The organism is Pseudomonas tolaasii NCPPB 2192 (genome assembly GCF_002813445.1).
Taxonomy (GTDB): domain Bacteria; phylum Pseudomonadota; class Gammaproteobacteria; order Pseudomonadales; family Pseudomonadaceae; genus Aquipseudomonas; species Aquipseudomonas tolaasii.
This window is the reverse complement of record NZ_PHHD01000001.1, coordinates 1,634,735-1,649,012: the sequence shown is the minus strand read 5'-3', so window position 1 is coordinate 1,649,012 and position 14,278 is coordinate 1,634,735. Positions and strand designations below refer to the sequence as shown.

Genomic DNA, 14,278 nt, shown 5'->3' with positions numbered 1-14,278 from the left:
AGTTTGCTAACTATCAATATGGTCGATGGATCCAATGCCGTCAAGTTTTGATACAAATTTGTGATGGGCGGTGGGCGCATCTTTTCAGCATCGCAAACCAGTGTGGGAGCTGGCTTGCCTGCGATAACGTTCATTCAGTCAAGGCAGATATCGACTGACACACCGCCATCGCAGGCAAGCCAGCTCCCACATTTTGGATCAGCGTTGGCTTGATATGAAAGGTTCACCCCGCGCGCCCCCTGTGCAACAAAACATTCAACTCATCAACGACTTCAGCCCAGTCCGCATCTTCCCGAATGCCATCGCGCAAAAAAGCTTTCTGACTGGGCGTCCAGAAAAACGCATCGGCCAATTTCAACTCCGGCTTGAGCGGCGAATGCACCGCCACAAACTTCTCAATGCTCACCGGATCATCCCGCAGCCCGAGCTGCTTGAAGAGGGACGGCAAGCTGTGCACAGGCGATTCCATGGCGGGCTCCTGAGAAAGGGTATCCACCGAGTCTAGCCCAGGCGCCAGCAAAGCCGGCAAACCCGGGTTTTCAGTGCGTGCGGCAGCCGATTATTTAGGCGCGACCCGCGGTGCCGGGGCGGCAATGTTGCCCGCCGCCCACGCCGATTCACGGCTGGCGAGCGCCGTGGCAATCGATTGCACGCGGTCCGAATCCAGCTGTTCGGGCAGCGGGTCGAGCCCGGCGCTGGCGAAGATCTGGCCGTAGGCGTTGCGCAGGTCGGCGTAGGCCAGGTCGCGGCGCAGGTCGGCTTGCAGGGTGTTGAGTTCGCCCTGGATCAAGTCCAGCTCGCCCAGGCCTGCAGCCTGGTGACGGTTGCGCAGTTGGGTGAGGATTTGCCCGTCGATGTTGGCCAGTTGTTCATTGGTTTTGAACTGGCGCACGGCGTCCTGATAGTTGGCGTTGGCCACGTAGATCTGCGCCAGCACGGCGATGGACATGGCCTGGCGCCGCGCGGTGGCGACTTCTTCACCCGCCTTGGCGACATCGATGGCGGCGGGCGCGGAGATCACGTTGAACAGGTTCCAGGTGACCTTGGCACCGTAATCGGCCCACCGGTTGTCCACCAGGAACGAGTTGCTGTCGTAATGCCCACCCGCCGAGAACTCCAGCCCCGGCAGCAGGCGCAGCATGGCCTTGCGGGTTTCAGCGGCGCTGATGCGGGTCTGGTAATCCTGCTCGCGCAATTCCGGTCGGTTGGCCAGGGCTTCCTGCTCCAGGCTGGCCAGGTTGACCTTCAACTGCGGCACGCTGTAGTCGTCGGGTGTGGCCAGCTTCACGTCGGTGCCCATGGGCAGGTTGATCAGGGTCGCCAGTTCGGTCTTGGCCAGGGACAGCGCGCGGCGCTGCTCCTGCAATTGCCGGGTGGCTTCGATCAGCGAGCGCTGGTAGCCGAGGGCCTGAACCGGGTCGCCGATGCGCTGCTCGCTCATGCTTTGGCTGTTGGTCTGGGCCTGGTCGACCCGCGCCATCAGGCTGTCGATCTGGGTCAGCAAGCGTTCGGCGGCGACGGCACGCCAGTAGGCCGAGCGCACATCCTGCACGATGGTGTTGATCACCTTGCGCCGCCGTTCCTGAATGATCAGGCGTTGGTCGCCCTGCTGCTTGGCGCTGATGTAGCTCACGCCGAAGTCGAGCACGTTCCACACCATGGTCAGGTCCGCCACACGGCGGTCGCGGTCCTGTGAAGTGGAAGGCTCCAGAGACTGGTTGCCACTGAGCACGCTCTGGCTGCTGGACGCGTTGGTGTTGTTGCGCCCGGCATAACCTGCCGACAGGGCCATGCGTGGCAGCATGTCAAAGCTCGAGAGGTCCGATTGGCGTTTGGCCAGCGCCTCCTCCATCACCTTCAAACGCCCTTCGAGGTTGTATTTCACCGCGCGGGCCATGGCCTGGTGCAGCGTCAACGGGCCGCTCAGCGGCTCCTGGCCTTTGTACATGCCTTGCAGATCGCTGCGGGCTCGCTGCTCACTGACACTGCGTTCAATCGGCTCGCTGGTGACCGCACAACCACTGATCGCCAGCGCCAGCAGGCTGGCGCCGAACAACTTCTGACTTGTTTTCATCCTTGGACCGCCCCTGTACCTGCGCCTTGAGTTATGTGTATTCAGGCCTGCATTTCGCTGATGCCGACCTGTTGCAGTGCGTGCGCCAGGTCCGTGACCTGACGGTGTTCGGTGTCTTTGATCTGCTGCAATTGCTGGCCGAGCGTCGGCGCGCCAAAGACGCCGCGCAGCCCGTGGGCCGGGTCGCCCTGGCCTTTGATCGATCGGTTGTCGAACGCGTTGAGGTCGCCGTCCCCGCCGCCTGTTTCACGGTTGAACAGGCCCGACAGGGTGCTCGAACCAAACACCCCGCCATCGCCACCGCCGAAACCGAGGAAGCCCTTGCCGCTGCCGTCGCCACTGCCATCGGTGCTGAACACCTGGGCGATAAAGCTGGGGGCCGACGCACCGTTGTGAATAAAGATGCTGCCGATGGGCGGCAAATCCGCACCGACCTCACGGGGTGCAAACAACGGCGGGAAGCCGATGGGCGAGCCGAGGTTGCCCGTCGGTTGACCAAAGATGATCGGCTGTAACGGCAGGTTCGTCGAAACCTGCGGCGCCACCGGGTCGGTGACACGGAACAGTGGGTCGCCGGTCAACGAAACCGTGTTGATCGAGAAATTATTGGAGTTGGCGAAACCACTGCCCGCATTGCCCGACAGGTCAGTGACAAGGCTTGTATCGAGGGTGATGAAATTGCTCGGGTCGTTGAGGTTGGCCGCCGGCGTCAAAGTGGCCGTCCAGGTCTTGCCGCCATCCGTTGTTGCCAGGTTGGACAAGCTGCCGTTGGCCACGCTCAGGTCGTCCAGGTCAAACCCGCTGACTTTTTCACTGAAGGTGAAGGTGACCGTGGTGGTTTGGCCGACGGTCAGGTTCGGGTTGGCAATGCTGATGGTCGCCGTCGGGCGTTCGCCATCGATCGCGTAGTTGTTGGAGATCGCAATGCCGCTGCCGGCATTTCCGGCGATGTCATTGACCTGGCCGGCATCCAGCACGATCAGGTTGGTGGCGTCGGTGATGGCCGCAGTCGGGGTCAGGGTGGCGGTCCAGGTTTTGCCGCCATCGGCGCTGGCCAGATTGGACAGTACGCCGTTGGCCACGCTCAGGTCCGACAGGTCAAAACCGCTCACCGCCTCGCTGAAAGCAATGGTCACGGTGGTGGTCTGCCCGATGCCCAGGGTGCCATTGGCCACGGTAATGGTTGCAGTGGGGCGCTGGGTGTCGATGGCGTAATTGTTCGAGTCGGTGGTGCCGCTGCCCGCGTTGCCGGCGGCGTCCTGCACGCCGCTGTTGTCCAGGGTGATCAGGTTGCTGGTGTCTGTGATGTTGGCCGTCGGTGTGAGAGTCGCGGTCCAGGTCACGCCACCGTCGCTGGAGGCCAGGTTGCTCAGGCTGCCATTCGCCACGCTGAGGTCGGCGGTGGTGAAACCGCTGACCGCTTCGGAGAAAGTAATGGTGACCTGGGCGGTTTCGCCGATTTTCAAAGCACTATGATCGACGACCACCGTCGCCGTGGGCCGCAGCGTGTCGATGCTGAAATTGCCCGAGTCGATCACGCCGCTGCCGGCGTTCCCCGCGAGGTCCGTGACACCCGCATTGTTCAGCGTGATCAGGTTGGTGGTGTCGTGAATATTACTTGTCGGGGTAAAGGTCGCCGTCCAGGTCACGCCGCCGTCCGCGCTGCTCACCGCCGACAGCGTGCCGTTGGGCACACTGAGGTCGCTGTTGTCGAAACCGGACACGGCTTCACTGAACGTGATCGTCACCAGCGACGTCTGGCCGATGGCCAGGCTCGGGCTGGCGACGTTGATGGTCGCCGTCGGACGCTGGCCATCAATCGCGTAATTATTCGAGATCGCAAGGCTGCTTCCAGTGTTGCCAGCAGCATCGCTGACCCCGCTGGTGTCCAGCACGATCAGGTTGGTGGCATCGGTAATGCTCGCCGTCGGCGTCAAGGTGGCAGTCCAGGTCTTGCCACCATCCGCGCTGGCCAGGCCGGACAGTAAGCCGTTGGCCACACTCAAGTCCGACAGGTCAAACCCGCTGACGGTCTCGCTGAACGTGATGGTGACCGTGGTGGTTTGCCCGATGGCCAGAACGCTGTCAGCCACGGCAATGGTTGCCGTGGGCAGTTGGGTGTCGATGCTGTAGTTGTTGGAGTCTGTGGTGCCGACGCCAGTGTTACCCGACAGGTTTTGTACGCCGCTGTTGTCGAGGGTGATCAGGTTGGTCGTGTCGGTGATATTGCCGGTCGGCGTGAACGTGGCCGTCCAGGTGATGCCGCCGTCACTGCTGCTGACGTTGCTCAACGTACCATTGGCGACGCTCAGGTCGGCGTTGGTGAAGCCGCTCACTGCTTCGCTGAAAGTGATGGTCACAGCCGAGGTTTCACCGGCTTTCAACGCGGTATCCGCCACCACGACCGTGGCCGTCGGTCGCATCGTATCGATGGTGAAATTGCCTGAATTGGTCACGCCCGCACCGGCATTGCCGGCCAGGTCGGTAACCCCGGTGTTGTTCAGGCTGATCAGATTGGTGGTGTCGCGAACATTGACAGTCGGGGTAAATATCGCCGTCCAGGTGATGCCACCGTCCGCACTGCTCACCGTCGTGAGGGTGCCGTTGGGCACACTCAAATCGCTGTTGTCAAAACCTGAAACCGCCTCGCTGAACGTGATGGTTACCAGGGAGGTTTCACCGGCAGCCAATGTGGGGTCGGCAATCACGATAGTGGCCGCAGGGCGCTGGCTATCGACCGCGTAGTTGTTGGAGTCGGTCGTGCCACTGCCCGCGTTGCCCGCAAGATCCGCAACGCCAGTGTTGTCCAGCGTAATCAGGTTGGTGGTATCGGTGATACCTGCGGCCGGCGTGAAGGTCGCCGTCCAGGTAATCCCGCCGTCGCTGCTGCTCACCGCGCTCAACGTGCCGTTGGCAATCGTCAGGTCGGCATTGGTGAAGCCCGTGACCGCCTCGGAGAACGTCACGGTCACCAGTGATGTCTGCCCGATGGCGAGAGCCGTGTCCGCGACCACGATGCTGGCGGTCGGGCGCACGGTATCGATTGAATAATTGTTCGAGTCGGTGGTACCGCTGCCGGCGTTGCCGCTCTGGTTCTGTACGCCGCTGTTATCCAGCGTGATCAGGTTGGTCGCGTCGGTAATGCTGGTGGTCGGCGTGAAGGTCGCCGTCCAGGTAATGCCGCCGTCACTGCTGCTCACCGCGCTCAACGTGCCATTGGCAATGGTCAGGTCGGCGTTGGTGAAACCGGTGACCGCTTCACTGAAGGTGATGGTCACCAGCGAGGTTTCGCCGATCTTCAGCGCGTTGTCGGAGATGATGATGGTCGCCGTTGGCAGCACGGTGTCGATGGTGTAGTTGGCTGAACTGGTGGTACCCGTGCCAGCGTTGCCAGCCAGATCAGTAACACCCGTGTTGTTCAGCACAATCAGGTTGGTGGCATCGTTGACCCCCACATTAGGGGTGAAGGTCGCCGTCCAGGTGACACCGCCATCGCTGGAGGTGACGCTGCTCAGCGTGCCATTGGCGACGCTCAGGTCGGCATTGTTGAAACCTGTCACCGCTTCGCTGAAGGTGATCGTCACCAGCGAGGTTTCACCGGCACTGAGCTGGCTGTCGGCGAGCACGATGGTCGCCGTCGGGCGCTGGCTGTCGACGGCGTAATTGTTGGAGTCAGTGGTACCGCTTCCGGCGTTGCCCGCCAGGTCGGTGACGCCGGTGTTGTCCAGCGTGATCAGGTTGGTGGTATCGGTGATACCTGCGGCCGGCGTGAAGGTGGCCGTCCAGGTGATCCCGCCGTCGCTGCTGCTCACGGCGCTGAGTGTGCCATTGGCGATGGTCAAATCGGCATTGGTGAAACCGGTCACGGCTTCGCTGAAAGTGATGGTCACCAGGCTGGTCTGGCCGACCCCGAGCGCGGTGTCGGCGACCACGATGGTGGCGGTCGGGCGCACGGTATCGATGGCGTAGTTATTGGAGTTGGTGATGCCGATGCCGGTGTTTCCGCTGAGGTTCTGCACACCGCTGTTGTCCAGCGTGATCAGGTTGGTGGCGTCGGTGATGCTGGTGGTGGGCGTGAAGGTCGCCGTCCAGGTGATGCCGCCGTCGCTGCTGCTCACCGCACTCAACGTGCCGTTGGCAATCGTCAGGTCGGCATTGGTGAAACCGGTCACCGCCTCGCTGAAGGTGATGGTCACCAGTGAGTTTTCGCCGATTTTCAAACTGGTGTCGGCCACGATGATGGTCGCAGTCGGCACCACGGTGTCGATGGTGTAGTTGTTGGAATTGGTGGTGCCGCTGCCGGCATTGCCTGCCAGGTCGGCGATGCCGGTATTGGCCAGCGTGATCAGGTTGGTCGCGTCATTGACCCCCACGTTCGGGGTGAAGGTCGCCGTCCAGGTGATGCCACCGTCGCTGCTGCTCACCGCCGTCAGCGTACCGTTGGCAATTGTCAGGTCGGCGTTGGTGAAACCGCTGATCGCTTCGCTGAAGGTGACGGTCACCAGCGAGGTTTCGCCGGCCGTGAGGTTGCTGTCGGCAACCACGATGGTTGCGGTCGGGCGCTGGGTGTCGATCGCGTAGTTGTTGGAATTGGTGGTGCCGCTGCCGGCGTTGCCCGACAGGTCGACGATGCCGGTGTTGTCCAGGGTAATCAGGTTGATAGTATCGGTGACGCTGGCGCTCGGGGTGAACGTCGCGGTCCAGGTGATGCCGCCATCACTGCTGCTGACCGCGCTCAACGTGCCGTTGGCGACCGTCAGGTCGGCGTTGGTGAAACCGCTGACCGCTTCGCTGAAGGTGATGGTCACCAATGAGGTTTCACCGATCCGCAGGTTGTTGTCGGCCACCACGATGGTGGCGGTCGGGCGCACGGTATCGATGGCGTAGTTGTTGGAGTCGGTGGTGCCGCTGCCAGCGTTGCCGTTCAGATCCGCGATGCCGGTGTTGTTCAGCGTGATCAGGTTGGTCGCGTCGGTGATGCTGGCGGTCGGCGTGAACGTCGCTGTCCAGGTGATGCCGCCGTCGCTGCTGCTCACCGCGCTCAACGTGCCGTTGGCAATCGTCAGGTCGGCATTGGTGAAACCGGTGATCGCTTCGCTGAAGGTGATGGTCACCAGTGAGGTTTCGCCGATTTTCAGCGCGTTGTCCGCCACCACGATGGTCGCGGTCGGCCGCGCAGTGTCGATCGCGTAATTGTTGGAATTGGTGGTGCCACTGCCGGCGTTGCCGGCCAGATCGACGACCCCGGTGTTATCCAGGGTGACCAGGTTGGTGGTGTCGGTAATGTTGCTGGTCGGCGTCAGCGTGGCGGTCCAGGTAATGCCGCCGTCGCTGCTGCTCAGGCCGGTCAGGGTGCCGTTGGCCACTGTCATGTCGGCGGTGGTGAAGCCGCTGACCGCTTCGCTGAAGGTGATGGTCACCAGCGACGTTTCACCCACTGCCAGATTGGTGTCGGCCACAACAATGGTCGCCGTCGGCCGCACGGTATCGATCACGTAATTGGCCGAGTCTGTGGTGCCGCTGCCCGCGTTGCCGGCAAGGTCGGCGATGCCCGTGTTATCCAGGGTGATCAGGTTGGTGGTGTCGGTGATGCTCGCGGTCGGGGTAAACGTCCCGGTCCAGGTAATGCCGCCGTCGCTGCTGCTCACCGCCGTCAGCGTGCCGTTGGCAATGGTCACGTCGGCGTTGGTAAAACCGGTCACCGCCTCGCTGAAAGTAAAGGTCACCAACGACGTATCGCCGATCTTCAACGCCGTATCGGACATCACGATAGTCACAGTCGGCCGTGCGGTGTCGATCGCGTAATTGACCGAGCTGGTCGTGCCGACGCCCGCCACGCCGTCGCTGATGGCGGTCACCCCGGTGTTGTTGAGGGTAATCAGGTTGGTGCTGTCGGTAATGTTGTTGGTCGGCGTGAAAGTCGCAGTCCAGGTCAGGCCGCCGTCGCTGCTGCTGACCGATGTCAGCGTGCCGTTGGCGATGGTCAGGTCGGCGTTGGTAAACCCGGTGACCGCACGGCTGAAGGTGAAGGTCACCAGGGAGGTTTCACCGATTTTCAGGGCCGTGTCCGACATCACAATGGTCGCGGTCGGTGGTTCCACATAGGCGGTGTTGAGCGTGCCGCCGTTGTTGTAGATCGCCGCGAAGGCCAGCGGCACAGAGCCGGTCACGCCGCCGCCCAGTTCTGCGCCGCCGGAACCGCTGCCAGCCGCGTTGCCGCTGATGGCACTGAAATTGGACGACGTAATCAGCACCGTGCCGCCCTGGTTCCAGATTGCGCCGACACCGCGACCGCCGTCGCCACCGTTCAGGTTATTACTGCCCTGGCCGCTGCCGCCACCACCACCGCCGCCCGCGCCGAGGTTGTTGCTGATGACCGACGTGCCGATGACCTTCAGGGTGCCGGTGGAGGCGTTGTAAATGCCGCCGGCCGCATTGCCGCCGACACCGCCAACCTTGTCCCAACCGGACCCGCCACCGCCGCCGCCGATGGAAATAGTGCCGTTGTTGGCCGTGCCCCCATTACCGCCGTTGCTGTAATAGGACACACCCACACCGCCGGCCCCGCCGGTGGTGGAGCCGCCACGCCCGCCCATGTGCGTCGCGTCATAACCGCCACCATAACCGCCAACGCCACCGCTGCCGGCCTGGCCGCCCAGCGTACCGGTGCCCGGCCCGGCGGTCCCGCCGTGGCCGCCGCCCTGACCGCCCAGGCCGCCACCACCGCCACCGCCGCCGCCGTAGTTGGCGCCCGTGACACCGCCGCCACCGCCGCCGCCCGCTGCTGCGTTGCCGGTGACTGAAACGTTATTCAAGGTCAGGATACCGGCGTTGAAAATCCCGCCGCCCATGGCGCCGGTTGCCCCGTAGCCGCCATTGCCGCCGGTGCCGGAAACCAGGCCCCGAGTGATGACCAGGCCATCAAGGGTGACCGTGCTGCCGGAGGTGATTTCGATGACGCGGGTGCGGTATTGACCGTCGAGGGTCACATCCGCCACACCGTCGTTGTTCAGGTCACCGTCCACGGTGATGTTCTTGTTGACCAGCAATTCCGAGGTCAACTGCACCGTCATGCCACTGCTGAAGGTGACGATATCGCCGTTTTGCGCCGACGCAATGGCCGCACGCAGCGAACCCACCCCGGTGTTTGCGTTGTTGGTCGCAGTCCAGGTGGCGAGTCCCCACTGGTAGTCGCTCATGGCTTTGGTCGACAGCACGTTGGCGCTTTCGATGGTGCCGGTGGCGATCTCCAGGTCCCAGTCACCGCCCACGCCGGTGCGGTTGGTCGACGCCGCCACGTCACGGCCGGTCAGTTGCGCCAGGGAGTCAACGAAATTCAGCCCGCGCTCGCCTTCGGCGGTGTAGCAGCCGTAGATCAGGATGTCGCCGCCAACATTCATGTCCTTGCCGATTTGACCCAGCACCGCGCTGCGGGCGGCCACGTTATCCGCCGACAGGTACGTGGTGCCGAGCCACAGATCGCCCGCGTTGCCGTGGGCGATGATTTGCACCGAGCTGACGCCCTGATGCGTATCGAGGTAATCGGCGATTTGCTGCAGGCCGTCCTTGCTGCCGTCCAGCTGCACCACCTGGGTTCCCGGCGCGACACCTTGCAGCAGGCTGGCGGAGTCCTTGACCCGGGCGTCGACAAACACCACGGTTTGCCCCGGCACGGCCACGGGCGCAGCGGCTGGCGCGTCGGCCTGGCCATGGGTGTCTTTGCTCGCGACCGGGTGGTCGCCGGTCGGCGTTTTGGCCGCGTCTGCGGTGGGGTGGCTGTCGGGCTGCGCCACGTCGGCCACGGTGGCAGCAACAGCGCCGTCGAACAGCATGCGCGGTTCAAGAGGCATGATCATGGGCGAAACCCGCGCCCGTGCTACTTCGCTAACCCGCGACTTGCGATTGCTCCACCACATGCTGCTCACCCGGCGTCGAACGTTCTTTGAGAGAAAATGAAAACGCCGCGATCAATTGATCGCGGCGTTGGCCTTCATACGAATCACATTGGCGGCACTGGCTGAACCGTCCTGCCAAAACGACAACTCGGTGTACTGCTGGAACAGGTCCGGCGGCAAGATCGTGCGCCGCGCCTGCAGGCGTACCTTGGGCTGGACCTTGTGCAAGCCGGACACACCCAGCGCCTGGTCGAACTCGGGCGCGTCGTAGACGAGGTTGTCGAAGTCATGCTCGAACCATGGCTCGCCGATAAAGTCGTACACCAGCCGCAGTACCCGCTCCGGTGCCTGGCTGAGCAGGTCGTAATCGACGATCAGCAATGAGTCGGCGTGTTCGCCGTAATAGGCTTCCTTGAGCGCCGCCCACGAAAAGCCCACCAGCCGGTTGCGCTGCGCCAGGGTTTCACAGCGGCTGTACACCGTGTTGCGCTCGACATCATCGCCAAACAGCTTGGTGTTTTCGAAGGGGTTGGCGCGGTAGAGCCGTTCCAGGCTGTCCATGATCCAGGCGACGTTGCGCACACAGGCAATGACTTTGGATTGGGGGAACAGGTCATGCAGCGCGGGCATGCGTGCGCACCACTGGCGGTTGGTGTCGAACACCAGCGGCGTGGAGGTTTTGTCGGCGTAATAAGAGTCGAAGAGGCCGCGCAACAGGCGGCGACGGGTATGGGCATCAATCACCGCGCCAAACTCGCTGCCAGCGCTGCACTGCGCCAATACACCGTTGAACAAGGTCCCTACGGGGCTGCTCATGCCTGCGTGAAAACGCGGGTTCTGCAACAAGATGGCAGAGAGCAGGGTCGAGCCGGAACGCGGCAGACCCGAGATAAAGTGATACTGCAATCCGTTCACCACCTTGTAGGACAAAATCCATTTGTGGCCGAAGCGTAGCTGAGGATTGCAGTGTCGACTAGTGGGCATTTGCCACTATTTTGGCATTCGTTCAATGCCGTTTCGAAATTAGCGGCAGCCCTCTGGCTGCGAGGGCTCTGGCCCGCGACACAGCACAAACAACCGCGCCCGCGCCCCGCCGCCGTCCTGCTGCAAAAGTTGTTTCCAGCCGTCGGGAATCGGTGCGAAATCATCCGGCATTTCATTGCTGCTGATCAGCCAGACACGACGGGTATCGGCCGGTAATGCCGACAGACGGTCGAGATAAATACGCCCGCCATCCTGATCCACCAGCGTGCCGAAGCCATAGGCATTCGGCCGGGTCGGAGTGCCGTCGGGCCTGGGCGGCGTGTAAAGCTGCAACTGGGCGTCGGTCTGGTCGTAATACACGTAGCTGAGGTACCACATCATGTCACTGAGCACGATGCGGTCATCTTCCTGGTAATTACGGTTGACGAACTCCACCGGCGTGTTGAATTGGTCATGCACATCCACCGTTGCATTGTTCTTGAGCCCCAGCAGTTCCACGCCGACGAACAGCACGAACAACGCCGCCCCCAGCCACCCCAGGCGCGCAGGCAACCGGTCGATGGCCAGGGCCACGAGGATCGGCAACCCCAGGGCGTAGACCGTGAGGTAACGCTCGATAAACACCGGCGAAACAAACGACACCGCATACACCAACAGCAGCGGCAGCAGGAAAAACAGCGCCAAAAGGCGGGCGGGATGATGGCGCTCGCGATCCTGCCAGGCCGTGGCAACCGCCACGGCAATCAACAGCAGCGGAAACAGCCAGAACAAAGGCTGCCAGAAGCCGATGCCTTCATCCTGAAGGGTGAACTGCCAGATCATCGAGGGCACGGAGATCAGCGAAACCGGGTCTTCCCAGCCAATATCGCCGCCGACCTTGAGCTGTTCGACGTGCTGCACCAGATCAAGCAGGTTCGGCAGCCACGGCAGGTACAACGCGACAATCAGCGCATTGGCGCCCCACCACGACGGGCGCAGGATCAAACGCTGGCCGGGCGCCTGTGCCGGGCACAACAGGCCCAGGTACGCCCAATGCACCAGCACGCACAACGCGGTGAAGTAATGGGTATAGAAACCGGCCGCCATCAGCAGCACATAACCCGCCAGGTAGCGCGTGCGAGCCGGTTGGCGCACCCAGTACACCAACACCAGCGTGGCGCCGAGCAGCCACACCGCCAGCAGCGAGTACATGCGCACTTCCTGGCTGTAGCGCACCGCCGAAGGGAACAGCGCCAGCAACACGCCCGCCAGCACCGCAGCACGCCGGGTAGACAGCTGCCGCGTCAGCCACACGCCCAGGCCCACCGCCACCACGCCGGGAATGGCACTCATGCCGCGAATCGACCAGATGCCATCACCGAACACTTCGATCCAGCCGCGCAGCATGAAAAAGTACAGCGGCGGGTGCACGTCATGGGCGGCGTGGAACCACAGGTCGTCCATGGCGTATTCACTGAGCAGCAGGCTGGAACCTTCGTCGCCCCAGATCGCCGCCGCCGTCAAACCATAGAAACGCACTGCCATGGCCAGCGCCAGAATCGGCACCCACCACAGGCGGCTGAGCCATCCGGCGCCTTCCCAGGCGTCCGAAAGGCGATTGACTGCGGGAAATGCCGCCACTTTGTCGTCTTGTTCTACCACAGACCGTCGCACCTCAATTCCCCTGACCCTGCCCGTTTTGCCGGGCAAACCCTGCACACACGCCAACCGGCGCCACTGCTACAAACAAGCGCCACTCTAGGACAAAAGCCCCGGTTTCGCTCGCTGTTTCGCAACCGCCAGGCGGCGCGCAAAAGCTGCGACTACGCTCTGCGATGACACCAGATCACTTGGCGTCACACACCGTATTAGCCAACCACAAGGATGAACGATCAATGGAAGTATTCATCGGCACCATTCAACCCTTTGCATTTGATTTCGCCCCCAGGGACTGGGCTCTGTGCGCCGGTCAAACCATGCCCATCTCCCAGTACCAGGCGCTGTTTGCGCTGCTGGGCGTCAATTACGGCGGCAATGGCACGACGACGTTTCTGCTGCCCAACCTGCAAGGCCGCATGCCCATCGGCCAGGGCAGCGGCGCCGGCCTGTCCCCCCGCGTGATCGGGGAGGCCTCCGGAACGGAATCCGTGACCGCCACCCTGCTCAACCTGCCCAACCACACACATGCGATGACACCACTCACCGTCAACACCTCGGTACAACTGACGATCACGGCCAGCAACCCGGTGACAATCCCCACCGCGACCAACTCGTTTATCGGTGCTTCCGGCGGCGGGCCGGGCAGTGCTTCAATCTATTCCGACCAGCAAGGCGCCACGCCCGTGCCGCTCAAAGGGGTCAGTAACGCCGTGACCGGAGGCGCGATCACCCCCACCGGCCAAGGCCAGCCCATGGGCATCATGAACCCGTTCCTGGCGATCAACTTCAGCATTGCCCTCAACGGAATCTTTCCGTCGCGCAGCTAACCTTTGGCCGGGGCTTGCGGGCCCCGGCACTTGTGAAACGGAGCCCAACCATGCTGAACCTGGTCACCCCGGAACATTTCCGGCCTCTGCTGGATCACACCAGCGTGCTGTACCTGCCCGACGGCTCGGCACTGCCGATCCAGATCCAAAGCCTTACGGATGCGCCCAGGGCGACTGTTCCCGGCAGCTCGCGCGGTGCATTCCGTGTACTGCTGGAAAGCCTCACGCCCACGGACTTCGTTGACGGCCTGTGCCGTTTGCCACTGGCCGACGCCTGCCTCGAAGACGTGTTTGTGTCACGCGAGCCGGCCATGGGCCGTGACAGCGGGCGCGGTTACTTCTGCATCGTGTTCAACTGAGCCGGGTACCACGCCAGGCGCTGCGCAGCCTGCGTCTCTTCCTCCACCCGAAACCCCAGCGCCAGGTAATGCTGGCGCGCATGGGGGTTACTGGCCCACACCACGGTGGTCACCGAGCACAGCACCTGTGTGGCGGCCCGTTGCACGCCTTGCAGCACCGCGCGGCCAAAACCCTGACCGCGTGCGGCGGGAATAAACGCCAGGTACAGCACACGGATTTCATGGGGCCCGAAGTCGGCACTCAAGGCGCCAATCGGCGTACCCAGCTTTTCGATGACGTAATGCAAGGCACCGGGAAAATGTTCGTCCATGCCCTTTTCCTGGACCTGGAACTGCTGGGCGATCACCTCTTCCACCAACGCCTGCTCGCCGTCGATCCACTGCAAATCCGCGCGCGCCGAGCGGTAAAGGCCCTGCAAAAACGGCCCGTCGCTGCTGCGTGACGGGCGCACTTGCAGGCCCTGCGCAGAGCCTGCTTCCTTGTTCAACATCGCGTTCAAC

8 protein-coding genes are annotated in these 14,278 nt (G+C 62.8%); 2 read left to right on the top strand and 6 right to left on the bottom strand.

What is annotated here, in order from left to right; translation table 11 throughout:
* Window positions 1–223 precede the first annotated feature (223 nt).
* The 5 genes from ATI14_RS07605 to ATI14_RS07585 all read right to left on the bottom strand — a co-directional run bounded on the left by ATI14_RS07605 (window position 224) and on the right by ATI14_RS07585 (window position 12,606).
* A complete protein-coding gene (locus tag ATI14_RS07605; RefSeq protein WP_080520209.1) occupies window positions 224–469 on the bottom strand; it encodes a DUF2789 domain-containing protein in 246 nt (81 codons plus the stop codon).
* A 90-nt stretch (window positions 470–559) separates the two neighbouring features.
* A complete protein-coding gene (locus ATI14_RS07600; RefSeq protein ID WP_080520208.1) occupies window positions 560–2,074 on the bottom strand; it encodes a TolC family protein in 1,515 nt (504 codons plus the stop codon).
* Between the two features lie 41 nt (window positions 2,075–2,115).
* Entirely contained in the window at window positions 2,116–9,930 is a 7,815-nt protein-coding gene (locus ATI14_RS07595) for an Ig-like domain-containing protein (RefSeq protein ID WP_242627781.1), read from the bottom strand.
* A gap of 111 nt (window positions 9,931–10,041) precedes the next feature.
* Window positions 10,042–10,884 carry a sulfotransferase family protein gene (locus tag ATI14_RS07590; RefSeq protein ID WP_026082974.1) on the bottom strand — a complete coding sequence of 281 codons (843 nt, stop codon included), beginning with the start codon at window positions 10,882–10,884 and terminating at the stop codon, window positions 10,042–10,044.
* A 108-nt stretch (window positions 10,885–10,992) separates the two neighbouring features.
* Window positions 10,993–12,606, bottom strand: coding sequence for a glycosyltransferase family 39 protein (locus ATI14_RS07585; protein ID WP_016969483.1), 1,614 nt, complete (start codon window positions 12,604–12,606; stop codon window positions 10,993–10,995).
* Between the two features lie 221 nt (window positions 12,607–12,827).
* Between ATI14_RS07585 and ATI14_RS07580 the strand changes: the two genes are divergently transcribed.
* Window positions 12,828–13,418 carry a phage tail protein gene (locus ATI14_RS07580; protein WP_080520095.1) on the top strand — a complete coding sequence of 197 codons (591 nt, stop codon included), beginning with the start codon at window positions 12,828–12,830 and terminating at the stop codon, window positions 13,416–13,418.
* 50 nt (window positions 13,419–13,468) lie between these two features.
* A complete protein-coding gene (locus tag ATI14_RS07575; RefSeq protein ID WP_016969485.1) occupies window positions 13,469–13,777 on the top strand; it encodes a hypothetical protein in 309 nt (102 codons plus the stop codon).
* On the opposite strand, the gene ATI14_RS07570 is transcribed toward ATI14_RS07575, so the two are convergent.
* Entirely contained in the window at window positions 13,753–14,268 is a 516-nt protein-coding gene (locus ATI14_RS07570) for a GNAT family N-acetyltransferase (protein ID WP_016969486.1), read from the bottom strand. The two genes, ATI14_RS07575 and ATI14_RS07570, sit on opposite strands and share 25 nt — an antisense overlap.
* Between the last annotated feature and the right edge of the window lie 10 nt (window positions 14,269–14,278).